This is a genomic window from Chryseobacterium sp. MYb7 (assembly GCF_002979455.1).
Classification (GTDB): domain Bacteria; phylum Bacteroidota; class Bacteroidia; order Flavobacteriales; family Weeksellaceae; genus Chryseobacterium.
Genome location: NZ_PCOU01000001.1, coordinates 20,823 through 44,158 on the forward strand (window position 1 = coordinate 20,823; position 23,336 = coordinate 44,158).

The 23,336-nt window shown below is 35.4% G+C and carries 23 protein-coding genes and 2 tRNA genes; 12 read left to right on the forward strand and 13 right to left on the reverse strand.

All coding sequences use genetic code 11. From position 1 onward, the window contains the following. Nucleotides 1-33: 33 nt before the first annotated feature. Entirely contained in the window at nt 34-1,221 is a 1,188-nt protein-coding gene (gene mnmA, locus CQ046_RS00110; protein WP_105700314.1) for a tRNA 2-thiouridine(34) synthase MnmA, read from the reverse strand. Nucleotides 1,222-1,411: 190 nt separating this feature from the next. Between mnmA and CQ046_RS00115 the strand changes: the two genes are divergently transcribed. Then, nucleotides 1,412-1,939, forward strand: coding sequence for a hypothetical protein (locus tag CQ046_RS00115; protein WP_105700315.1), 528 nt, complete (start codon nt 1,412-1,414; stop codon nt 1,937-1,939). Between the two features lie 169 nt (nt 1,940-2,108). On the opposite strand, the gene CQ046_RS00120 is transcribed toward CQ046_RS00115, so the two are convergent. Next, nucleotides 2,109-4,646, reverse strand: a complete 2,538-nt coding sequence (locus CQ046_RS00120) for an ATP-dependent Clp protease ATP-binding subunit (protein ID WP_105700316.1) — start codon at nt 4,644-4,646, stop codon at nt 2,109-2,111. 151 nt (nt 4,647-4,797) lie between these two features. Here CQ046_RS00120 and CQ046_RS23810 point away from each other — a divergent pair, with 151 nt between their 5' ends. The 4 genes from CQ046_RS23810 to CQ046_RS00140 are packed head-to-tail and all read left to right on the forward strand — an operon-like array spanning nt 4,798 to nt 7,558. Further along, nucleotides 4,798-5,022, forward strand: a complete 225-nt coding sequence (locus CQ046_RS23810) for a uroporphyrinogen decarboxylase (protein ID WP_105700317.1) — start codon at nt 4,798-4,800, stop codon at nt 5,020-5,022. Next, on the forward strand, nt 5,022-6,116 hold the full coding sequence (locus tag CQ046_RS00130; protein WP_105700318.1) for a glycosyltransferase: 1,095 nt from the start codon (nt 5,022-5,024) through the stop codon (nt 6,114-6,116). Before CQ046_RS23810 ends, CQ046_RS00130 begins: the two co-directional genes overlap by 1 nt. A 48-nt stretch (nt 6,117-6,164) precedes the next feature. Continuing rightward, a complete protein-coding gene (locus tag CQ046_RS00135) occupies nt 6,165-6,584 on the forward strand; it encodes a SufE family protein (protein ID WP_089693246.1) in 420 nt (139 codons plus the stop codon). A 50-nt stretch (nt 6,585-6,634) separates the two neighbouring features. Then, nucleotides 6,635-7,558, forward strand: a complete 924-nt coding sequence (locus CQ046_RS00140) for a glycosyltransferase family 9 protein (RefSeq protein WP_105700638.1) — start codon at nt 6,635-6,637, stop codon at nt 7,556-7,558. On the opposite strand, the gene CQ046_RS00145 is transcribed toward CQ046_RS00140, so the two are convergent. The 8 genes from CQ046_RS00145 to CQ046_RS00180 all read right to left on the reverse strand — a co-directional run bounded on the left by CQ046_RS00145 (nt 7,548) and on the right by CQ046_RS00180 (nt 14,536). Beyond that, a complete protein-coding gene (locus CQ046_RS00145; RefSeq protein ID WP_105700319.1) occupies nt 7,548-8,669 on the reverse strand; it encodes a hypothetical protein in 1,122 nt (373 codons plus the stop codon). The genes CQ046_RS00140 and CQ046_RS00145 overlap by 11 nt on opposite strands. A 242-nt stretch (nt 8,670-8,911) precedes the next feature. Beyond that, nucleotides 8,912-9,880, reverse strand: a complete 969-nt coding sequence (locus tag CQ046_RS00150; protein ID WP_228406821.1) for a hypothetical protein — start codon at nt 9,878-9,880, stop codon at nt 8,912-8,914. 78 nt (nt 9,881-9,958) lie between these two features. Further along, nucleotides 9,959-10,213 carry a hypothetical protein gene (locus CQ046_RS00155; RefSeq protein ID WP_105700321.1) on the reverse strand — a complete coding sequence of 85 codons (255 nt, stop codon included), beginning with the start codon at nt 10,211-10,213 and terminating at the stop codon, nt 9,959-9,961. A 2-nt stretch (nt 10,214-10,215) separates the two neighbouring features. Continuing rightward, the gene (locus CQ046_RS00160; RefSeq protein WP_105700322.1) at nt 10,216-10,473 is read right to left on the reverse strand and encodes a hypothetical protein; all 258 of its coding nucleotides are present in this window, start codon (nt 10,471-10,473) and stop codon (nt 10,216-10,218) included. A gap of 15 nt (nt 10,474-10,488) precedes the next feature. Beyond that, the gene (locus tag CQ046_RS00165) at nt 10,489-12,876 is read right to left on the reverse strand and encodes a cysteine peptidase family C39 domain-containing protein (RefSeq protein ID WP_105700323.1); all 2,388 of its coding nucleotides are present in this window, start codon (nt 12,874-12,876) and stop codon (nt 10,489-10,491) included. A gap of 188 nt (nt 12,877-13,064) precedes the next feature. Continuing rightward, nucleotides 13,065-13,139: transfer RNA gene (locus CQ046_RS00170), tRNA-Val, on the reverse strand. A gap of 35 nt (nt 13,140-13,174) precedes the next feature. After that, a tRNA-Val gene (locus CQ046_RS00175) sits at nt 13,175-13,249 on the reverse strand. 42 nt (nt 13,250-13,291) lie between these two features. Then, nucleotides 13,292-14,536 carry a bifunctional folylpolyglutamate synthase/dihydrofolate synthase gene (locus CQ046_RS00180; RefSeq protein WP_105700324.1) on the reverse strand — a complete coding sequence of 415 codons (1,245 nt, stop codon included), beginning with the start codon at nt 14,534-14,536 and terminating at the stop codon, nt 13,292-13,294. 184 nt (nt 14,537-14,720) lie between these two features. On the opposite strand from CQ046_RS00180, the gene CQ046_RS00185 reads away from it, so the two are divergent. The 5 genes from CQ046_RS00185 to CQ046_RS00205 are packed head-to-tail and all read left to right on the forward strand — an operon-like array spanning nt 14,721 to nt 18,918. Continuing rightward, nucleotides 14,721-16,043 carry a TolC family protein gene (locus tag CQ046_RS00185; protein WP_105700325.1) on the forward strand — a complete coding sequence of 441 codons (1,323 nt, stop codon included), beginning with the start codon at nt 14,721-14,723 and terminating at the stop codon, nt 16,041-16,043. A 1-nt stretch (nt 16,044) separates the two neighbouring features. Then, on the forward strand, nt 16,045-16,635 hold the full coding sequence (locus CQ046_RS00190) for a SprT-like domain-containing protein (RefSeq protein WP_105700326.1): 591 nt from the start codon (nt 16,045-16,047) through the stop codon (nt 16,633-16,635). Nucleotides 16,636-16,637: 2 nt separating this feature from the next. Continuing rightward, nucleotides 16,638-17,720 (forward strand): mannose-1-phosphate guanylyltransferase, encoded by a 1,083-nt coding sequence (locus tag CQ046_RS00195; protein ID WP_228406822.1) that lies wholly within the window; start codon nt 16,638-16,640, stop codon nt 17,718-17,720. 33 nt (nt 17,721-17,753) lie between these two features. After that, a complete protein-coding gene (locus tag CQ046_RS00200; protein WP_105700328.1) occupies nt 17,754-18,416 on the forward strand; it encodes a hypothetical protein in 663 nt (220 codons plus the stop codon). Further along, nucleotides 18,385-18,918, forward strand: a complete 534-nt coding sequence (locus CQ046_RS00205) for a GNAT family N-acetyltransferase (RefSeq protein ID WP_105700329.1) — start codon at nt 18,385-18,387, stop codon at nt 18,916-18,918. Before CQ046_RS00200 ends, CQ046_RS00205 begins: the two co-directional genes overlap by 32 nt. A gap of 87 nt (nt 18,919-19,005) precedes the next feature. On the opposite strand, the gene bcp is transcribed toward CQ046_RS00205, so the two are convergent. After that, entirely contained in the window at nt 19,006-19,455 is a 450-nt protein-coding gene (bcp, locus tag CQ046_RS00210) for a thioredoxin-dependent thiol peroxidase (RefSeq protein WP_105700330.1), read from the reverse strand. Between the two features lie 33 nt (nt 19,456-19,488). Here bcp and CQ046_RS00215 point away from each other — a divergent pair, with 33 nt between their 5' ends. Next, nucleotides 19,489-20,109, forward strand: a complete 621-nt coding sequence (locus tag CQ046_RS00215; RefSeq protein ID WP_105700331.1) for an endonuclease III domain-containing protein — start codon at nt 19,489-19,491, stop codon at nt 20,107-20,109. A gap of 175 nt (nt 20,110-20,284) precedes the next feature. Here CQ046_RS00215 and CQ046_RS00220 read toward each other — a convergent pair whose 3' ends face one another. Together CQ046_RS00220 and CQ046_RS00225 are read right to left on the reverse strand one after the other, a co-directional pair. Then, nucleotides 20,285-20,731: a DinB family protein gene (locus CQ046_RS00220; protein WP_105700332.1), complete on the reverse strand. Its 447-nt coding sequence runs from the start codon at nt 20,729-20,731 to the stop codon at nt 20,285-20,287. Between the two features lie 70 nt (nt 20,732-20,801). Next, nucleotides 20,802-22,604 (reverse strand): DUF885 domain-containing protein, encoded by a 1,803-nt coding sequence (locus tag CQ046_RS00225; protein WP_105700333.1) that lies wholly within the window; start codon nt 22,602-22,604, stop codon nt 20,802-20,804. A 169-nt stretch (nt 22,605-22,773) separates the two neighbouring features. Between CQ046_RS00225 and CQ046_RS00230 the strand changes: the two genes are divergently transcribed. Further along, nucleotides 22,774-23,235 carry a hypothetical protein gene (locus tag CQ046_RS00230; RefSeq protein WP_105700334.1) on the forward strand — a complete coding sequence of 154 codons (462 nt, stop codon included), beginning with the start codon at nt 22,774-22,776 and terminating at the stop codon, nt 23,233-23,235. Nucleotides 23,236-23,336 lie beyond the last annotated feature (101 nt).

Consider the following 23,336-nt stretch of genomic DNA (forward strand, 5'->3'; position numbering starts at 1 on the left):
AGTCTATTTTTTTAATATTTTATTGAAATAAAATTAGGAAATCACACCACTTCCGATAAGTTCATCATCAATATACCATGAAGCAAACTGTCCTTCTGCAATAGCGGACTGAAGCTCATCAAATTCTACATACAAAGCATTTTCAAACTGAAATAGAGTTGCTTTCTGCAAAGATTGTCTGTATCTGAATCTTGCCAGTACTTCCATAGATTTTCCATTTTGAAGTTGCATATCCTCACGTACCCAGTGCAGTTCAGTATTGTCAATTTTCAGGGCTTTTTTGTGAAGTCCTGGGAAATGACTTCCTTCTCCAACAAAAATGATATTGTTTTCCATATCTCTGGAGACGATAAAACAACTTTCTTTATGACCACCTATTCCTAGACCTCTACTTTGTCCGATCGTGAAAAACTGGGCTCCCTGATGTTTCCCGATTACTTTTCCGTCAGATTTTTTATAATTGATTTTTCTTGATAAAAACTCAAGTTCTTCTTCTTTAGATATAAATTCAGGTTTTTCTTCCGAAAATAAAGGAGAATCTTTGAAAATTTCTACAATTTCACCCTCATTAGGCTTTAATTGTTGCTGTAAAAATTGAGGAAGGCTTACTTTTCCGATAAAACACAATCCCTGAGAATCTTTTTTATCTGCGGTTACCAATCCGATTTCTTTTGCAATTTCTCTTACCTGAGGTTTTGTAAGTTCTCCGATAGGGAATAACGCTTTAGAAAGCTGATCCTGGCTTAGCTGGCATAGAAAATAAGACTGATCCTTATTGTTGTCTTTCCCGGCAAGAAGATGGAAAATTTCCTTCCCGTTTTCATCAAAAGTAGAATTTACCCTTGCATAATGTCCTGTAGCCACTTTATCGGCACCCAAAGACATTGCGGTCTTCATAAATACATCGAATTTTACTTCTCTGTTACATAATACATCAGGGTTGGGTGTTCTTCCTTTTTGATATTCGTCAAACATATAATCAACAATACGCTCTTTGTAAAGTTCACTCATGTCTATCACCTGGAAAGGAATTCCAAGCTTTTGTGCCACCATAAGGGCATCATTGCTGTCCTCAATCCAGGGACATTCATCTTCTAATGTTACGGAAGCATCGTTCCAGTTTCTCATAAATAAAGCCACTACTTCATGGCCTTGCTGCTGCAGCAAATAAGCTGTAACACTAGAATCTACACCTCCGGAGAGGCCTACTACTACTTTCATTGTATTTCAATTTTACGAAACTCTTAACGGGAGTCCTTAGTTTGATGCGGCAAAAATACGATTAATAAAGTCGTAAAAAAACCATAATTTTAAACATTGATAAAAACGATAGAATAACCAATCACATTTTTATCATTCTCTGCTGATGGAAACAGATGAGAGCATGCTTTAATACAAATAAATAAGACATATGAAAAAGTTTATTATTTCTATGATGCTGATGAGCTCAGGATCACTTTTTTCCCAGGTTTCAGTAGGTACACAAGTACAGGAAAACAGCAAATGGACGTTCGGAGGAGGCATCGGATTAGGATTTGGGAGTAACAGTTCATTTAATTTGCAGGCTTCTCCAAGAGTAGGTTACAAGCTTACGGAAGATCTTGAAGGCGGAGTTATAGGAAGTGTATCATGGCAGACTTCCAATTCCTATAAATCTACCATGTTTGGGGTAGGGCCGTTTTTGAATTACTATTTTGCCAGATCATTTTATGTAGGAGCCAATTATCAGCATTTCTTTATCAATTATAAAGACAAATATTACGATTATAAATACAATACAGAAGAAAATGCACTATATCTGGGAGGTGGATATATGCAGAGAATTGGAAACAATTCCTTTATGCAGCTGGGGTTGATGTACAATGTACTTTGGAAACAGAATTCCAGTGTGTTTACGAGCGGTCTGATCCCGAATATTGGTTTCGTGGTGGGACTTTAGTTTTATGATTTTATCAATAGGAACGTGCTATTATCCTGAGTTTAGCCGAAGGGAGCCCGTTCAATACAATATTTACAATTTCATTGGCTTTAGCCAAAACCTATAAAAACAAAAATCCCTGAAAAACTTTCCAGGGATTTTTTATTTGAAATTAAATTATTTTATTTCATTAAGATTGAGAAGATTTTTCAGCAGCAGATTTCTTTGCCTTCTGCGTTTTCCCAATCAATGCATCTTTTGCATCATTTACGTCAAGAACTACGGTTTCTCCTTCATTCAATTGTTTGTTTACCAGCATTTCTGCCAATAAATCTTCAATATATTTCTGGATTGCACGTTTCAATGGTCTTGCACCGAAATCTTTATCCCATCCTTTTTCAGAAATAAAGTCTTTTGCTTCTTCAGTAAGATCCACTTTATATCCTAATTTTTCAAGTCTGCCATAAAGCTTGTTCAGTTCAATATCAATAATTTTCTTGATATCATCCTGTACAAGAGAGTTGAAGATTACGATATCATCAATTCTGTTCAGGAATTCTGGAGCAAATGCTTTTTTAAGTGCGCTTTCAATGGTACTTCTTGCTCTGGTATCTGAGCTGGTCTTCTTAGCAGAAGTTCCAAATCCTACACCATCTCCAAAGTCTTTAAGATCTCTTGTTCCGATGTTTGAAGTAAGAATGATGATGGTATTTCTGAAGTCAATCTTTCTTCCTAAACTATCTGTAACGTGTCCTTCATCCAAAATCTGCAGCAGAATATTGAATACATCAGGGTGAGCCTTTTCAATCTCATCCAAAAGAACCACCGCATAAGGCTTTCTTCTTACTGCTTCTGTCAGCTGACCACCTTCTTCATATCCTACATATCCCGGAGGCGCACCAACCAATCTTGAAACGGCAAATTTCTCCATGTATTCACTCATGTCAATTCTGATCAGCGATTCATCGGACTCGAAAAGCTCTCTTGCCATTACTTTCGCCAATTCGGTTTTACCAACCCCGGTTGTTCCAAGGAAAATAAAGGTACCGATCGGACGGTTAGGATCTTTAAGACCTGCTCTGTTTCTTTGAATAGCTTTCACAACTTTCTTCACAGCCTCTTCCTGACCAATCACTTTTCCGTTCAGTTTCTCATCCATTTGGGCTAGTTTGTCAAGCTCGTTCTTACCAACTTTCGTTACCGGAACACCACTCATCATAGAAACCACTTCCGCTACATTTTCTTCTGTTACGGTTTCTTTTTTCTCTTTTACATCTTTATCCCATTTTTCCTGAGCAGCATTCAGTTCCATCTGAAGACGTTCTTCTTCATCTTTAAGCTTTCTTGCTTCAAGATAGTCCTGAGCTTTTACAGCTTTCTGTTTCAGTTCTTTGATATCTTCGATCTTTTTTTCAAAATCAATGATTTCTGTAGGAACTTTCATATTCTTGATGTAAACACGGGATCCTGCTTCATCCATCGCATCAATAGCTTTGTCTGGTAGGAAACGGTCTGTAATATATCTTGATGTCAAATTGACACAAGCCAGAATAGCTTCAGGTGTATATATTACATTATGGTGTTCTTCATATTTGTCTTTGATTTGATTCAAGATCTGAACAGTTTCATCAATAGAAGTAGGTTCCACCATTACTTTCTGGAATCTTCTTTCTAAAGCGCCATCTTTTTCAATATATTGACGGTACTCATCAAGAGTAGTTGCTCCGATGCATTGAATTTCACCTCTTGCCAAAGCCGGTTTGAACATATTGGAAGCATCTAAACTTCCTGTAGAGCTTCCAGCTCCTACAATCGTATGAAGCTCATCAATGAATAAGATGACATCTCTGTTTTTCTCCAGCTCTGTCATAATCGCCTTCATTCTTTCTTCAAACTGACCACGGTACTTAGTTCCGGCAACTAAACTTGCCAAATCTAATGTGATCACACGTTTTCCGTAAAGAACTCTTGACACTTTTTTCTGTTGAATTCTTAATGCAAGACCTTCAGCAATGGCAGATTTACCAACTCCCGGCTCCCCAATAAGAAGCGGGTTGTTTTTCTTTCTACGTGATAAAATCTGAGATACTCTCTCAATTTCTTTTTCACGCCCGATCACTGGGTCTAGTTTTCCATCTCTAGCCAAAGAAGTAAGATCTCTACCAAAGTTATCCAATGTAGGGGTTTTACTTTTCGCAGAACCTAGATTTCCTGCAGGCTTTCTCATTTGCTCAAATTCTTCTCTCTCATCATCATCATCGTAAGCACTCATCTGAGGAGACTGGCCTGAATTTTTAAGCATAGTCTGGTATTCTCTTGAAACTCCTTCGTAGTCGATGTCATAAGCTCCCAGAATATTTGAAGTAGGATCCTCATATTTATAAAGAATACCTAAAAGCAGGTGAACGGTATTAATTTCATTGCTTTTATATTGACGGCATTCTAACTCTGCACGTTTAATGGCATGATCTGCCATCTTGGTGAAAGAAATATTGGTAACCTCTTCAGAAATAGGATTAAGACTTGCTGTATTTAAAGTTTCAATTTTTCTTCTGATTTGTGTTAAATCCGCATTAAGGTTTTGAAGGATTTCTTTTGCAGAGTTTTCCGTTTTTATAATACCTAAAAGTAGATGTTCTGTATTAAGAAATTCACTTTTCAGCCTTTTAGCTTCGCTTTTGCTTTGTTTGAACACCTGGCTCAAACCTTGTGAAAACTTATAATCCATAATATATCTCATTAGAACAAAGGCAACATTACCTTTTATTCATTATCTAAATTACAAATATTTTACCAAAAATCAATTAATGACTTTATGGCAGAAAAAATTTTATTATCTTATTGAAAATGATTATGTTTGTTTACTCTAAATTTTTCCCATGAATAGTGAAATTACCACTTATATAGGCTATTCTGCCTCCCTCTTTATCGTATTGAGTTTCATACTGAAAGATGTGAAAAAAATTAGGGTAGTTAACATGATTGGCTGTATTTGTTTTGTCATTTATGGGATCTTTAATGGGATGCTTTGGCCCGTAATCATCCCAAATGGGCTTATTTGTTTCATTCAGATCTATTATTTAATACTAGATAAGAAAGTTTGATGAAGAAAAAAGTAATAGTATCTGCCTTTAGTAATCTGTATACCGATCAGCGAATTGAAAAGGTATGCAAAACCCTTTTTGATAACGGATATCCTATAGAACTAATCGGAAACGACTGGGATGGAAATGAGAAAATGGATCGTCCCTATCCTTTTTCCAGAATAGGATTAAAGTCAAAAAGTTTAAAGACTGCTTATTTTGAGTTCAACTGGAAATTATACACAGAACTGAAGAAAAAAGCAGACAAAGATACTATCCTTCATGCCAATGACATCGATGCACTTCTGCCAAATTATCTCATTGCCAAAAAATTGAATATTCCTTTGGTGTTTGACAGTCATGAAATTTTCACGGAAATGCCCTCGGTACAAAACAGGTTTTCGCAGAAATTCTGGAGAGTGCTCGAAAGAAAGCTGATTCCTCATGTGAAATTCATGATGACGGAAAGTGAAAGTTATGCAGAGTGGTTCCATGAAAAATACAATGTAAACCCAATAGTTGTTAGAAATATTCCGAGAAAAATACTTTCTACTCCTGAAATTCCGGACAATCATCCTAAAATTATTCTGTATCAGGGAGCGATCAATCAGTCCAGAGGAATTGAGAAAATGATTGTTGCCATGCATCATATTAAAGATGCTGTTTTGAAAATTGCCGGTGACGGGCCGAAGAAAAAAGAATACGAAGAGCTTGTTGTTCATGAAAAATTACAGGAAAAAGTTTTTTTCCTTGGTAAGCTGAAGCCGGAAAATCTTAGAGAAATTACCAAAATGGCTGATGTAGGGTTTAGTCTTGAAGAAAATAACGGAGTGAGTTATTATTATTCTCTTCCTAATAAAGTTTGTGACTATATTCAGAGCAGAGTTCCGCTGGTTATGATTAATTTCCCGGAAATGCAGCGCATAAGAAATCAGTTTAATGTAGGAGAAATTATCAAAGATCATCAGCCTGAAACAATTGAGAAAGCAATTAATCTTGTTCTTGAAAGAGGGAGATTGCATTATCAGAGTGAACTGAATAAGGCTGCAGATGTATTTTGCTGGGAGAATGAGGAAACAAAAATCCTACAGCTTTTTGAAAAAGCATCTCATTAATAAATTTTACAAAAATGGTTATCTTTGCACAAAGAAATTTGATTTAAAATGACCATTAAAGAAAAACAGCAGGAAATAATCGAGGAATTCGCTTTTCTTGAAGACTGGGAGCAAAAGTATGAGTACATCATTGATCTTGGAAAAGAACTGAAAGGCTTACCGGAAGAAAGAAAAACCGAAGAAAATTTGATTAAAGGCTGCCAAAGCAAAGTTTGGATTGATGCCGAATTTAAAGATGGAAAGCTTTTCTTTAATGCTGATTCTGATGGTATTCTGCCAAAAGGGATCGTATCTCTTTTAGTAAGTATTTATAGTGGGCATTCCACTCAGGAAATTCTGGATTCTGATTTCGATTTTATTGCAGAAATAGGATTACAGGAATTTCTCTCTCCGTCCAGAGCCAACGGATTGATGGCCATGACGAAGCAGATCAAGTTTTATGCAGTTGCGTATCAACTGAAATCATAACCGTGACCAGAATTTTAGCATATCGTTTTTCCGCATTCGGAGATGTTGCCATGACAGTACCTGTTTTCAGAGAATTTCTGGAGCAGAACCCCGGTGTGGAAATTATTATGGTCTCCAGGAAAAACTTTGAGGCTCTGTTTGCTGGAATTCCTAATGTAATTTTTAAGGGAATTGATCTGGATGATTATAAAGGTCTGTTTGGGTTAAGTAAACTGAGCAATGAATTGATCAAAGAGTTTAATCCGGACTGTGTTGCGAATCTTCATGATGTAATCCGGACTAAAATTTTAGATAGGATATACAGAAGAAAAGGACTCAAGGTTTTCAAAATAGATAAAGGGAAAGAAGAGAAAGAACATCTTACAGACGTTTGGAACCTGGAAAAAAAACAGCTGAAAAAAACGGTGGAACGTTACGCGGATGTTTTCCGTAGTATGGGATTCAAAGTAGAACTTTCTCATCAATTAAGGCCGCTTTCTGAACATAAGTCAGGAATTGGATTTGCTCCTTTTGCTCAGCATAAAGGGAAAATGCTTCCCCTGGAGAAATCGTATGAATTGGTAAGAATTCTGGCTAAGAAACACACGATATATTTCTTTGGTGGAGGTAAAAAAGAAAAGGAAACTCTTGAAAAATGGGAGCGTGAAATTCCTAATACAAAAAATCTTGCCGGAACATTAAATCTTACAGAAGAACTTAATCATATTGCAGAGCTGGAGTTGATGATTTCCATGGATTCTGCCAATATGCATCTTGCAAGTCTTGTTGGGACAAGATGTGTTTCTATTTGGGGTGCTACTCATCCCTATGCCGGGTTTTTAGGATTTGGTCAGAGTGAAGAAGATGTTGTTCAGGTGAAAGATCTTAGCTGCAGACCATGTTCTGTTTTTGGAGATAAAGAATGTTACAGAGGCGACTGGGCGTGTCTTGAGGAATTTGATATCCAGAAAGTGGTGGATAGGGTTAATTTTTAAAAATAATCTTTACAATCTCTTCAGCTTTAGCTTTATCCGAGTGTATATAATCCAGAATATTCTTTCTGTTTTCGGTATCTTCGTAATCTTTTTCTGCTGAGGTGATAATATGTTGACGAATTTCACTCATATCAGATCCATATAGACATAAATCTGTCAAAACTGGGTCGTCTGTGATATTTCCGTTGATAATAACGAAACGGCTGTTGTAAAGGGTGTTGAATAACTTTACTTTGGTTCCCGAATTCTGGTAGGAGATTAAAATATTGCCGTGGGCATTTTCCAGAAGATGATGAAGTTTTTCCGTAGTTCGAATAGGAGTGAGACTGATATTCTGAACTTCTGAAATTTTCCTTTTAATATCTTCGCTGGCACGGTCGGAAGCTACAACTAATTGATATTGTGGCAGCGTTTTAAATAGATCAATAGTTTCATTCAAAGCTCTTTTGTTGTCGGCAGTCGTAAGATCTCCGTGAAAGAGAAAATAATTTCCCTTTTTATCCAGTTGCTTTACTAATCCGTTACCATGAAAAATGTGAATCAATTGTGCATTTTCAGAATACGTTTCTACTTCGTTATATTCTTTTTCAGACAGACAGAAAACGGTTTCAAATTTTTTTAATAGTTTTTTCTGATATCCTGTGTACTTTAAAGATTCAATCTTGTAAATAATCTTTTTGAATATATTCTTTTCAGAAAAAGAAAGCCCTTTATAATACTCTGTTTCGTTATTGTGATAACGAAGGTAGAGTTTGTGGTCATTGTCTCTTAGAAATCGTATAATATAGGCTGTCTGTAAGCCTTCGAACAAAATAGGAGCTTTTATCTTCTCAAGATTCTTAATTAGTGCTTCGGAATCTCTGATGACAGCTGCAAAAGGTGTTCCTGAAAAATAGAGTAATGGATTCTTTTTCTTTTTATAAAAAAATACATTTTCCGTAATTTCTTCAATTTCCGGATCAATCTTATCAGGGATCTGATCTATAAAACAGTGAAGGTGAATTTTTATTCCCAGAGCAGATAAAGCCCTGATCTTGTAATATACATCAATAATACCACCATATGAAGGAGGGTAGGGATAATTGAATGATATGATATGGAGTTCCTTCACGTCAGGCGGAATTCAAATGCAGGCAAAGGTAAATAAATATAAGGAAAAGTGGAGGACACTTTAAATACTGTTGCTTTGTCGAAGAATTTGATTTGAATAACAGAACGCTTCGGGTAATTAATGAGAATCAGCGGCTATGGGAGATAGATCTGTCAAAGCTATCCCTTCCTTCAAAAATAAATATAAAAAGTAGATATCCTTTTAATCTTTTTATACAAGCTTGGAGTCCTTAAACAATACTTCTACCTTTCATCGTTCTTAGTTTGATTAAAAGTGATCATTTCTAGCCTGTCTATATCTGTTATATAGGAATCAATAGAAAAGCAAGTTATTTTTTTCTCATCTTCATACATATACCAAGTGGTTTTGCTACCATATGGATTAAAGGTAATAACTCCTTCCCAGTTTTCCCATTGTCCAAATGATTTTTGCTTTAGATTACCATTTATAATTCTACTTGCCTGTCTTAGTAATGTAGTATTTTCTTTTGTCTCAAAAGTTAAAATTAGTTTGTAGGCGCTATTGTTTTCTGAAACATACGTTTTTTGGTATTGTTTATTAGAAAAGGATTCAGAATTATCTATTCTTTTTGGTTGACTGCTAACACCGTTTTGTACACCATTTGTTAGCATTTTTTCCATTATTTCATTTTCAAATTTCATATACTGTTTTATGGAAGAAAATCCAATATGTATATCTTCCAAAATTCTAAATGACATTAGAGGCCCCGATTTAGCATAAATTAAGCTAACATTAATAATCACTAAGTCATTGTTTTGAGTATTAGAAACCAAAACTTTTACGGGAATAAAAATTTCTTGGTTAATATCATTTTTTGAGATTCTGTTTTCTTCTATTAAAATTTCTTTCACAAAAGAATGTTTCCAGTCAATCTTAATTTTTTCGTTATCAACTGTAAATACTTTTTTGCAATTAAGAAAATTTTGTATAATGTTATCGCTGTACATTGCATTATTATATTTATAATCCGAGCTATCAGACATTCTCTTATATCGCAATGTATCACCATTTTTCAGATAGTCCTCCAGTAATTGCCTGTAACTTTGATGCTTCTTAAAAAATGAAATTAAATTATCATTCTTTAAAAAATTAGTGATTTCTTTTATGTCTTTTTCTACAGTTTGTGTACGTTGTGAAAAAGAGTTAGTATGTACTGTAAAAATTAGAATTAAACAAACAAAATATTTCATCATTAGCTTTTATTATAAATTATGATTATAAAACCACTTTTTACTATTACTTCAAAAGTGGCTTTATTAGAAAATTAGTTAACCTTCTATTGGAAAAACCTGTCTTACAAACTTGAGCAGTTCCTCAATAGCTTTAAATTCTTTTTCTACAGGAATTTGTCCAGTGAAATAGTTTACATTCATTTTATCACCATTTTTCTCTATTCTAAATATTGAATCTAGCTTGAAATTTCCATTTTCTGGAATGCCCACTGTTAATGAATTAATAAGATTATGAAACTGAGTAGCATAACCTAATTCCTGTAATTCTTCTTGTAACTCACTAATATTCATAATCAAATCTCTATTGGGAAAACTTGTCTTATGAATTTTAAAAGCTCATCTATAGTCTTAAATTCTTTCTCTACTGGAATCTGTCCTAAAGGATATTGTATGATGATTTTTTCTTTTTCAATTCTAATTTGTGATACAGAATTCACTTTAGGATTTCCCTTGTTATCATCAATACTATTAAAAATGATTCCCAATTTTTCTTGTAAATAAGGATTATAACCTTCGTCAGAAAGTTTATTTATAATTTCTTTTATGTTCATTATATATAATTTTAATTATTTCACATGATAACTAGAAGCTCCACCTCGTAACCACGAGTCTGCAAACTCATCCAAGCCAATCACTGCTTCAATTCCTTTTCCTTTTCCTATCCCTTCAGGAGGCCATGGGTCTCGAACAAAGACTTTTCCATCAACAATTTTATCAACAATGATAACATGATAGTTACCATTTTCTGGTAAGACTATACCTATCCATGAACCTTCTTTTGAAATATCTTCTAAAATTAATGGCATCAAATTATCTGGATTTCTGATAAAAGTTCTATCAAGAATCTCTTTATCCTTAAATACTTTTTTCAGTGCGTCTAAAATTCCATCAGGAAAAGTTCCCATTTCTTCAGTAGTTCTTGCAAACTCCCTAATAACTTTTTCAGTCATTTCAATGCCATGATCTTTAGCTAATTGTCTGATACATGCAGCAGCACAAGACATATTATGCTCTTGAGCAACCATATTTCTGGAAAGGACTTCAAGGTATTTTAAAATTCCTCCTGTTCCAGTGCCTATTCTAGGTTTGAGTATCTTACTCCAGAAAGCATTAACCTCTTTAAAATCTCCTTTGAAAATAGGTTTTTCTCTCCATTTCAGAAGATAACCATCTGCTTTAGCCAGAATTTCAATACCAAGCTTTTTAAACCCTATTCTTGCACTGGCAAGAATGTTAAAAATGCTTTGAGCTTTCTTTCCTTGTAACACAATTTCTTCAATCTCCTCTGTTGTCATGGCTAAATCTTCTGCTTTAGCACCATTCTTAGCACCCTGTAATAAGTCCTCAATGAACCTGATAAATCCTTTAAATCCTTTAGCGCATGCCTTCCCAAATCTAATAATAAATCTTGAAAGAAAAGCCAGTAAATCTGTAATTCCTAATGTAGCTACAGAAACAGTTTCTCTTGCCAGAACCTTTAATACACTTGCTGCTTTTTGTACATAAGTAGCTCCTTTTACCACATTCCCTGCACCCTCTGTAAAAATAAGTAACAGAATATTAATTAGTAGTTCAAAGGCAAAAATGCCTACATAAAAAGCTACTGTATATCTTGAAACATCACCAAAATACTCTTTCATCTTATCAAGTATTCCTTTCATATCAGATTGAGAAATGCTTCCACTGGCTTTGAATAGGTCTTTAATTCCCTGTAAGAACTTAGGAACATTCTCTGTTACCCAATCCAGTACATCCTCAGCTTTTTCCATCAAGTCTCTTCTTTCAAGATACTGCTGATAGGAGAAAGCAGTTGTAGGCTGTAAAAGAAACTCTAAAATATACAGCAAGCATTGTATAAGGCTGATCAGTCCACTATTAACACCACAATAAAAAGCATTGGCTATTTTAAGAATCTCTACCCCTTGTTTTATCATGTCACTAAGATCATCTGTTATATTGGTCAGAAAAGATTTAATATCATTAATGACTCCTGTAATCTTATTAACCAGCTTTTTAAAAGCATCAGGAAGGTGTTCTATAGAAGCTTCTTTAACTTTATTAGCTGCCTGTTTCACCATAGCCCATACCTTTGAAAAAGCAACTTCTGCTCCCTGAACAAAAGGATTGTTACCTAAGTTCTCAAAGAACTGTGCTGCTTTATTTATATTAACAGGAACTGCAACACCTCCTATAATAGGGATTAATGGAGAATAATCTTTAGCCTGAGGATTATAATTCTTCTCTGTAGGCTTAAAAACTTCCAGCTTTTCAGCACACCATCCAATGGCATCAGCAGGAATAGAAGAAATATTTCCTATAATCTCTTCAAACCTTCTGTCTCCTGTATAAAACTGATATTCTCTCATTAAAGCCTGATGAACAAGGGTAGCATCTATTTTATCTTTCTCAAAAGTATAAGCAAGCTGAGTCAAATAAGCTGCTTCATCTTCCATAGAGGTAATATTCCTGAAAAACTGACCATTTACATTGGAGGGTAATGGTTCTGGAAATCTCTTGAAGAGCTGTACAAAGTAATCTCCCATCTTGGCAATGTAAAAATCACCAGAAAAGTTTGATTTGTTAGGATTAGGTTTTTCATAGAACAGAAACAAAGCCTGCTTCTTTCGGGCATTGGCCTGATAGCTTCCATATACCTGAGATCCTGTTTCACAGGGCAGAACTTCTGCGTAGTATTCATATCCTTTTTCTCCCTTTTCATTGACTCCTGTTGATGCAAATACAGATACAGGATTATCAGTAAGATAAGAATACCCTAAAGGAGTATTTCTATAGTCATGGAATGGGCTTCTGTAATCAGGAGAATTATCTTTGTTGACTATATAATCACCCAAAGCGTTCTTGTCACCCACAAATCCCTTTTTTAGATCCTCCTGGGAAATGACCTTGAATTTAGAGAGGTCATGACTCCAATCGTCATCAAATTGTTTTTTCATAAGCTGTGTTTTAGTAATTAATATTTTGTTTTATTGTTACTAAAGCAAAGCTAATCCTTACCTACGCCAGAACTTGACGCGTTAAATTATAAATGAATTAAAATGAAAAAGAGTCTGATATTAGAAAAGTAGAATTTCATCTTGGGTTAGATAGCAAAAAAATCTCCCAGTTTTCTGAGAGATTTTTGTGGGCCCTGAGGGATTCGAACCCCCGACCCTCTGGGTGTAAACCAGATGCTCTGAACCAACTGAGCTAAGAGCCCTGAAATTTTTTGAAAGGCTTCAGTATCCTTTTCTGTGGGTCCTGAGGGATTCGAACCCCCGACCCTCTGGGTGTAAACCAGATGCTCTGAACCAACTGAGCTAAGAACCCTCTAGACTTGTTCTCTTGTTTAGAGTGGTGCAAATATACGACTTATTCCTTAATCTCCAAATTTTTTTCTAAAAAATCTCCCACTACAAAGTTGCTTCCGCCGATAAAAATCATTTCTTCGTTTGTACATTGTTCTTTTGCAGCGAGATACGCTTCTTGTACAGAATCAAAAATTTTATAAAAAATTTTCGCCTCCTGAAGCAGATTTTCATAATCTTCCGGGTGTCTTCCCCTGTTTACAGATGGTTTTGCAAAATAAAACTCAGAATTTTCAGGAAGTAAATTCATTACTTCATCTATTTTTTTGTCATTCACAAACCCCAAAATGACATGCTTGTGGCGGTTAATTGAATTTAATTGTGAAAAAACATACTCCAAACCTGCCTGATTGTGCCCCGTATCACAAATTGTAAGTGGATTTTGTGAAAATTCAAACCAGCGGCCAATAAATCCGGTATTCTGATGAACATGAAGTAGCCCGTTTTCAAGGGCTTCATCGGAAATAGGTATATTCAGCTTTCTTAATTCTTCCACAGAAGCCAATACCACCCGGATATTCTTTTTCTGATAATTTCCTTTCAGATCAGATTCAAGGTTTGTATTAATAAGAGCAGCATCTATAAACGGAGCATTTTCTTTAATTGCTTTCTCAATGATAATATTTTTGACCATTTCATTCTCGTCTCCGAAAATAATCGGGATATTGTGCTTAATAATTCCTGCTTTCTCCGTTGCTATTTCTTCAATGGTGTCTCCTAGAATATTCTGGTGATCCAGCTGAACATTCGTAATTGCAGAAATCAAAGGTTTAATAATATTTGTTGAATCCAGTCTTCCTCCCAATCCTACTTCAATAATAGCAAAATCTACCTGCTGCAGATAAAAATATTCAAAAGCCATGATCGTAGTAAACTCAAAGAAAGAAGGGCGGATGTCTTCGGGAATGGTTTTCAACTTTTGAATAAAATCAAAGACAAACTCTTTGTCACAGTTTTTTCCGTCGACTTTAATACGTTCCGTGAAGTCTATAAGATGTGGAGAATTGTATAATCCGGTTTTATAGCCAGCTTCCTGAAGTACGGACGCCAGCATATTACTTGAAGAGCCTTTTCCGTTTGTGCCTCCAATGTGGATGCATTTGATCTTGTCCTGTGGATTTCCAAAGAAAGCACAAAGCTTTGTAATATTATCTAATCCTGGTTTATAAGCCTTCTGACCATCTATCTGGTAGTTCGGCATCTGTACGAAAAGCCAGTCGATAGCTTCCTGATATTGTTCGTTTGTCATGATACAAAATTCTCAAAAGTTTTTTTAAAATAAAATATAATTTTTCAATCTGTAACTTTTTTATATTTAATTCGTCTAATATTGAAAAATCTTAATATAGAATTGCTCTCATTTGTAAGTATAAATGCTTGATGAAGATAATGTGATTCTATATGACCATTAAAAACAAATAAACATATACAATATGAAAAAAGTTTGGATCATTGTTTTTGGATTAGGTTATCTGGGTTTAAGCGCTCAGAAGAAATGGTCCTTAAAAGAATGTGTAAGCTATGCAGTGGAGCATAATCTTCAGGTTATCCAAAATCAGTATAACAAACAAAACCAGGAATATAATCTTAAAGCAGCCAAAAAAGAATATTTGCCTTCCGTATCTGGGAGTGTTACTAGTGGGGTGAGTTTCGGACAAGGATCATTAGGAGCAGGAAGTTATAGAAACGATAGATTCAATAACAGTGTGGGGCTGGGTGCCGATATGTTGGTCTATAATAATGGGAGATTGGAGAAGAGCGTAAGAAAAGCTCAGTTTGATGTAGAAGCAAGCCAATATGATATTGAAACCATTAAAAATGATATTTCTCTTCAGATTGCTCAACAATATCTGACTACTTTGTTGAATAAAGAGATTGTGAAAATTTCTCAAAGTGCAGTAGGAAATGCTCAGAAACAGTACGACAGAGCCAAAATTACAACTCAGGTGGGAACAACTGCCCAGACGGTTCTGGCAGAGGCTGAAGCAGCGCTGGCACGAGAAAAACAAAATCTTAAAACAGCAGAAGTAAATGTTGGACGTGCTTTGTTTGCCATTGCTCAGCTTTTACAACTGTCAGATTATAAAGGTTTTGATGTGGAAGATGTAAATGTTCCGGAAAAGCTTGATTTACAACTTACGACCGCAGATGAAGTGCTTGCAACTGCTTATGAGATACAACCTCAGATAAAAGCAGCGGAAAGCCGAATAAGATCTGCCGAAGCACAAACTGAAGTAAGTAAAACAGCATTCTGGCCAACATTAACAGCCAGTGCTGGTCTTAACACATTCTACAATAAGCAATTTAATGTTCTGCCAGGTGTTGTGCAGGGAACTTTTTTTGAGCAATATAAAGATCAGTTTGGACAAAATGTAGGATTATCACTTAATGTACCGATCTTCAATAAAGGGAAAACTAAATTACAGGTGGAGCAGTCCAAATTAAACGAAAGTATTGCTAAAAATACATTGGAACAGCAGAAACAAACTGTAAGACAGAATGTTCAGAAAGCTCAGTTTGATGCAGATGCCAATTATGAAAATTATCTGGCTGCTGTGGAAGCAGAGAAAAGTTCCAAGCTGGCACTTGATTTTGCGGATAAAAGCTATTCGGCAGGAAGAGCCACCATCTATGACGTCAATGTGGCAAGAAATAATTATGCAAATGCACAGGGATCAGTAGCGCAGGCAAAATATAATTATCTTTTTAGTCTTAAACTATTGAATTTCTATGCAGGAATTCCATTAAGTTTGTAAAATGCCAATTCAATCTTTAGAAAAATATTTACCACAAAATACTCTTAAATATTTAAGAATCTGGTTTTCAGATTACTATATACATATAAAAGTTACAAGAAATAGGAATTCAAAACTGGGAGATTACAGAAAGCTTCCGGACAATTCTCATGAAATAACGGTAAACTCTACACTCACTCCACAGCTTTTCTTCTTTGTACTGACCCATGAGCTGGCACATCTGATTGCATTTGAAAAATATGGGCGAAGAATATCTCCTCATGGTAATGAATGGAAAGAAACGTTCAGAAATATGCTCATGGAAAGTCTTGAAATTTATGATGAAGAACTAAAGCCTATCATTATCAAGTTTTCAAAATCACCTAAAGCTAATTTCATGGCGAGCCCTGATCTGGTAAGGTATTTTCATACTGAAAAACAAGATGATACTCTTCACTTTATTGAAGAACTTCAGAAAGGTGAGTTTTTTATATACCGCAATGAAAAGTATTTATTAGAAGGTTTAGTTAAAAAAAACTATCTTTGTAAGAACCTGGCTACCGGAAGAAAGTATTCTTTCAAGCCTCTAGCAAGGGTAGAAAAATGTAGCTAAGAATGTTAAAGTCAGATAGATACTGCGTTATAATGGCGGGAGGGATCGGGAGCCGGTTCTGGCCGATGAGCACACAGAAATTTCCCAAACAATTTCAGGATATTCTAGGGACCGGGCGTACTATGATTCAGCAGACGTATGACAGAATCAGCAAGGTAATTCCTAAGGAGCAGATATTCGTGATTACGAATAAAGAGTATGTAGCTCTTTCCCATCAGCAACTTCCGGAGATTCCTGAGGAAAACATTGTAGGTGAACCGCTTATGAAGAATACAGCGGCTTGTAATCTGTATATGGCCAATAAGATTGCTGAGATCAATCCGGATGCAACAATGATTGTCCTTCCGGCGGATCATCTGATCCTTAAAGAGGATGTATTTTTGGAAAAGGTGGAGCTGGCTTTCGAATTAGCTTCAAAACATGACTACCTGGTAACATTGGGAATTACTCCCACAAGACCTGATACAGGCTACGGATATATTCAGTTTGTAGAAAAGAAAGGCTCTGAGTATTTTAAAGTGAAAACATTCACAGAAAAACCTATTTTGGAGATTGCCCAAAGTTTCCTGGAAAGTGGTGATTTTCTTTGGAATGCAGGGATCTTTGTGTGGAATGTAAAAAGTATTCACCATGCTTTCGATCTTTATCTTCCAGAGATGATGCAGCACTTTATGGCTTGCGAATACAATTCGGAAAAAGAAAACAGCTGCATTGAAACCATCTATCCGAAAGTTCAGAAAATTTCTATTGATAACGGAATTTTAGAAAAAGCAAAGAATGTATATGTAATCCCGTCAGATTTAGGATGGAGTGATCTTGGAACCTGGACGTCAGTCTATGAAAATACTGAAAAAGATAAAAATGGAAATGCTGTAAAACTAAAGCATCTGCTATCTTATAATTCAAAAGGAAATATTATCCGCTTAAGAAATAATAACAAGGCTGTAATCATTGATGGGCTTGAAAACTACATTGTTGTAGACACAGATAAAGCTCTTCTTATCTGCCCGCGGGATAACGACCAGCTTATTAAGGATTATGTCCTTGACTTAAAAAACTTTAAGAAAGGAGAAAAGTTTATGTAATATTTGGTACATTTTCTGCTGATTTTTAAAATTATGATTAAAGCTACAACCCGATTTACAATTCTTATATTTTTACTTTTGGGAATCTTAGGATATTCTCAGGAGAAGAAAAAATTTTCAAGCATTCCCAATATTTTACAGCAGATCGAGCCAAGCAATAAGATAGGCTCATGGGTATTGGTATACAACAGCTATGGAAAAGGGCAAGAAATAAAGATTTCGGGAAAGGTAGATTATACCCCTCAGTTTTCAGGATTCAATCTTTTTCCTAATGAAGACAGCTTTTACTACATCGCTTATTCGGAAGGAGGGAAAGTAAATTATATTACTGATGTGGAAGGCCTTAAAAAGTTTATAGACCGAATTGATAATGCTCAGGAGGCCGCTGTAATGATGGCTGCTGAAGGTTACATGGTAGATGAGGAGTTCAAGGATCTTGCAGGGAACTATCATGAAGATAAATCGAATTATTATCTTGACCTTGGAAAGCTGACTTCAAAGGAATGTCCCTATCAAAAAACACATTATACAGTAACTGTAAACAAATCTACAGGAGCAGTAAGCAATGTAAAGGATAATGGAACCTATATTGAGCTTTACAATAAAAAATGTGCTAATAACCCGAGATTGTTAAAAATCGAAAAAAAAGAAGAACCAAAGAAAGATGAGCTCAAAAAAACACCCAAGCGCAAATAATACCTATGAGACTGAACGATTAATCCTTCGTCCAATGTCCCGTGAAGACAAAGATTTTGTCTTTGAACTTTATAACCGACCAAAATTTATTCAACATATTGGTAATCGAAATGTTAACTCTATTGAAGATGCTGAAAACTATATCCTAAACAGATTTGCCCCACAGATTGAAAGACTGGGATTTGGAAACTATCTTTTAGTGACCAAAGAAGGAAATGAAAAAGTAGGAGCAGTAGGAATATTCGAAAGAGAAGGACTTGATATTGTAGATATTGGATATTCTCTATTGGAAGAGTTTGAAGGGAAAGGGTATGCTTTTGAAGCCGCTCAAAAGGTTAAATCTATTGGAATGGATGATTTTGGGTTAACAAAGATATCCGCGATTATTTCAAAAGATAATATTTCTTCCCAAAAGCTTATTGAAAAACTGGGATTGAGGTTTAAAAAACATGTAACCCTTCCTGGTGAAACTGAAGAATTAAATTACTACGAAACAGAGTAAAACATATAAAAATGCTTTCACAAATAACGTTTAGATTTTTAATCGTGTTACTTGTGAAAGCATTTGTGATCTTTGTATTAAAAATAATTATCCTTCCAGAATCTGTTCTGCAGCAGTTTTCGAAGTTACTTTTTCAATCACTCTTGTACAAACTCCAGTTTCATCAAAAATAAAAGTGGTTCTTACAATTCCCATATACGTTTTTCCAAACGTCTTTTTTTCCTGCCATACCCCAAATTTTTCAATGATATTACGATTTTCATCTGCAATAAGATCATAAGGAAAAGCAAATTTACTGTGGAAATTTTTCTGTTTCTTTACAGAATCGCCGCTTACACCCAATAATTGAAATCCAGCCTTTTTAAGCTTAGCATAATTATCACTCAGGTTGCAGGCTTCTACTGTACACGTTGGTGTATTGGCCTGTGGATAGAAGAAGACCACCAGTTTTTTTCCAAGTAATTTTGATGAGGTTACTGTTTCTCCGTCTTGATTGAATCCTTCAAATTCAGGTAATTTATCTCCAACTTTCAGCATAATGATTTAATTTTGTTCAAATTTAAGGCATACATGACAAAAAAACAAAGAGCTGAGCTCGTTCAGATAGAACTGGATAAATTATATCCCACCACACCTATTCCGTTAGATCACACCGATCCCTATACATTAATGGTTGCTGTTGCCCTTTCTGCCCAGACTACAGATAAAAAAGTAAACCAGGTTACCCCCGATCTTTTTGCCGTGGCAGGAACGCCGCAAAGAATGGCTAAGCTGGAAGAATTTGAAATTAAAGAACTGATTAAAGAAATAGGACTGTCTAATACAAAGGCCAAAAACCTGAAAAGAATGGCAGAACTTCTCTTAGAAAGGCACAACGGTATTGTTCCCCAGACTTATGAAGAATTGGAGGCTCTTCCGGGAGTAGGACATAAGACTGCTTCAGTCGTGATGAGCCAGGGATTCGGATTTCAGGCATTTCCGGTAGATACTCATATTCATCGTCTGATGACACAGTGGAAATTGACCTCCGGAAAAAATGTAGTAGAAACAGAACGTGACGCAAAGAATTTATTTCCGGAAGAAGTATGGAATAAGCTTCACCTGCAGATCATTTTCTATGGAAGAGAATATTCTCCGGCGAGAGGAAAAGGAGAGAAGGATTTTATTACGAAAATGATGTTTGAGAAATAATTCAGTAGTTTTAGCGCTATGATCGCTAAGATTTTATAAAAATTACGTTGAAATAGCTCGCAAGGGCACTTCTTTCAGCAAAGGCAATATTTTCTTTGCTGAGTGAAACTTCTTTGCGAACTAAAAATAAAACGCAACAATTCCTTTGTGATCGGTGCGTTTTTTTATTGATGGATTAAATATCCAATAACCTTCTATGATAATTAATCTGTCCCAAATGATAATCCAGATGAGCAACCAGATGGATCAGGAAGTAATCTGTAGTCATTTTGCTTTCAAAAACAACCAAAGGATATTCTTTTTTAACATCCTCTTCAGACAATTGTGGCAGAACGGAATCTATCATAGCTATAGTAGCTTCAATTTTTTCAATAAGTTCTGCTCTTGGAACATCTTTTAAAGAAAATTCCAGCTCGCGGTGTCTTATATAGCCAGTGCTTCCTAGCTGTGCTCCTATAAAATGATTGATGTTTCCTATTAAATGTAGACAAAGATTTCCGGCAGAATTGGCTATACTTTTATCAATTATCCAAAGGTTTTCTTCATTCTGATAGGCTTCTATCTCTATTTTTAATTTATTTAAATCCCTGTTGAAAAGAGATCTTATGCTTTCTGTGATCATATCAATTTTGTTTATTTAGAAGAAAGAAATAAAAAAGGGTACCGATTGAATGAAGTACCCTTTTTTATTACTATAATTTATTTTTGTTTTTTGCCCAAAGCTCCATTTTTCTGTTCAAAACATCCAAAGGAAGACATCCTTGGCTTAATACTTCATCGTGGAAACTTGCCAGATTGAACTTATTCCCCAATTCTTTCTGGTATTTTTCTCTTAGCTCACGGATTCTTAAAGACCCTATTTTGTAGCCTAAAGCCTGCCCAGGCATTGCCATATATCTTTCTACTTCTGCAGTGGCAGATCCTTCGTCGTAAGAAATATTGCTTAGGAAATATTTGATGGCTTCTTCACGAGACATTTTTCCGGTATGAAGCCCTGTGTCTACTACCAATCTTACTGCTCTCAGCATCTGATCACTCAGATATCCCATTTTCTGATAAGGATCTGTATATAAACCAAACTCAGGACCTAATGTCTCACAATAATGAGCCCATCCTTCTCCATACGCTCCAAACCATCCGAATCTCATGAATTTAGGAAGTTTAGTATTTTCCTGTTGCAAAGAAACCTGATAATGATGCCCAGGAATTGCTTCGTGAAGGAAAAGAGACTCCATTCCTGAAGTAACATTGAATTTGGTAGGGTCAGGAAGCGGAACATAAAATATACCCGCTCTTTTGCCATCCGGTGTTCCCGGAATGTACTCTGCACTGGCACTTGCTTCTCTGAATTTCTCCGTTTGTCTGATCTCAAACTTGGTTTTTGGCGTTACGTTGAACATGGTTTTCAGTTTTGGAGTGATTTTCGTTAAAATACCGTTGAATGCATTCAAAACCTCTTTAGAAGTCTTATAAGGCATTGCTTTTGGATCCGTTTTTACAAAAGTGATAAACTCTTCCAATGTTCCGGAGAAACCCACCTGCTGTTTTACTTTTTCCATTTCTGCACGAAGCATAGCCACCTGCTGTAATCCGATTTTATTGATCTCTTCGGGAGATTTCTTCGTGGTAGTCCAGCTTTTTACATAATAGCTGTAAATTTCATTTCCATTAGGAAGGCTGTTGTATCCGTCTGTATCTCTAGCTTTTGGAAGATAATCTTTTTCCAAAAAGACTCCCATTTTAGCATAAGCAGGAATAATTTTTTTGGTAATGGCATCCTTGTAAAGTGCTGAAAATTTGTCTTTCTGATCCTGAGTGAAGCTTTTCGGGAAATTTCTGATAGGACCGTAGAAAATATTTTTTTCCATATCAGGAGTTGTGATTTCTTCAGCCTTCATCTGAGGAATCATTTTGATCACCAGCTTTTTAGGAAGTACAATTTTATTGCTAATTCCTTCCCGGAAGTTATCTGCTGCGGCATTCATCCATTCCGGGAACTTTTCCATTCTTTTCAGCCAGTCGCTGTAATCTTTTTCGGTTTTGAAAGGCTGGCTGCCCTGCCCGCTTCCATAGAGTGGAAAAGTAAGCGGAAGACCACCGAATTGGGTAAAAGGAATATATTCCGGATGATAGGCATAGGCCTCAATTTTATCTTTTAAAGTATAATCCAGTACATCGTACACCACTTTGTCTTCATCAGAAAGGCTTTTGTAATCTACATGATCCAACTGCTTCTGTACAGAATTATAGAATGCTATTTCTCCTGAGATAAAATCTTTATCAATATTGATAGGAAGCTGGTCGTTGTATCTTGTATCTCCCTGAGAGGTAGCATCTAAAGGGTAGAGCTTAAGGTATTGCTCATAATAGTTGGAAGCAATAGAATCCAGGTTGCTGGGGGTTACTTTTGTAAGGGGAGAGTCCGATTTTTTGCATGAAGCAAGACCAATCATCAGCCCCAATCCCAGAATACCCTTTGATAAGATGTTTTTCATTTTCAGAATCTTTATGAAAACAAAAGTAAGTATTATTGGGATATTCAGTAGTATTGTAGAAGCTGATTTTAAAAAATTATTTTCAAAATCCTTTCAACTTTGAATCAATTTTTTATCTTTGTCTAAAACGTTTAACAATCATATTATTACAGTTCTTTTTTAAGAAAAAATGAAAGGGATTTTAAAAATTTACCATCCGGAGGAAATGCTAAAATACAATATCAGAAATACTTATTGTAAGGCAGTTTACAGCAACCAGCAGCATTTTTTAGAGGTTGAAGTTATTACGGATGACAGTTTGGATCACGTAGATGATGATTCATTACAGTACAACTTTCCGCAACTTTCACTTGAGGTGTTCGATTTTCCTATCGAATCAGCGGAGATTGAAGGAAAAACTATAAAAATCAATGATTCTGAGGAAGATACCTATACAGAAGTAGATCTTTTCGATGATGAAGATGCTTATATCTATGATAACGAGCTTCTTTTCGAAAAAAATGAAGAAGGAGAGCTTCAGGTGGTCTGGAAAGGAACCATTGATGATTTCTATACCGGATCAGATACTCCGATTCCTTTTAGATTAAAATGCGAATTCAGGCAGGATGATATTGAGGTAGACGAAGACTAACAAAAAGCTTCTATCTTTTTTTACCAAGTTTCTTTTCAAGATTATTTTTTGGAAAGAAATTTGCTATTGATACAATTGTAACAAATTTTAAGTAGTTTTTA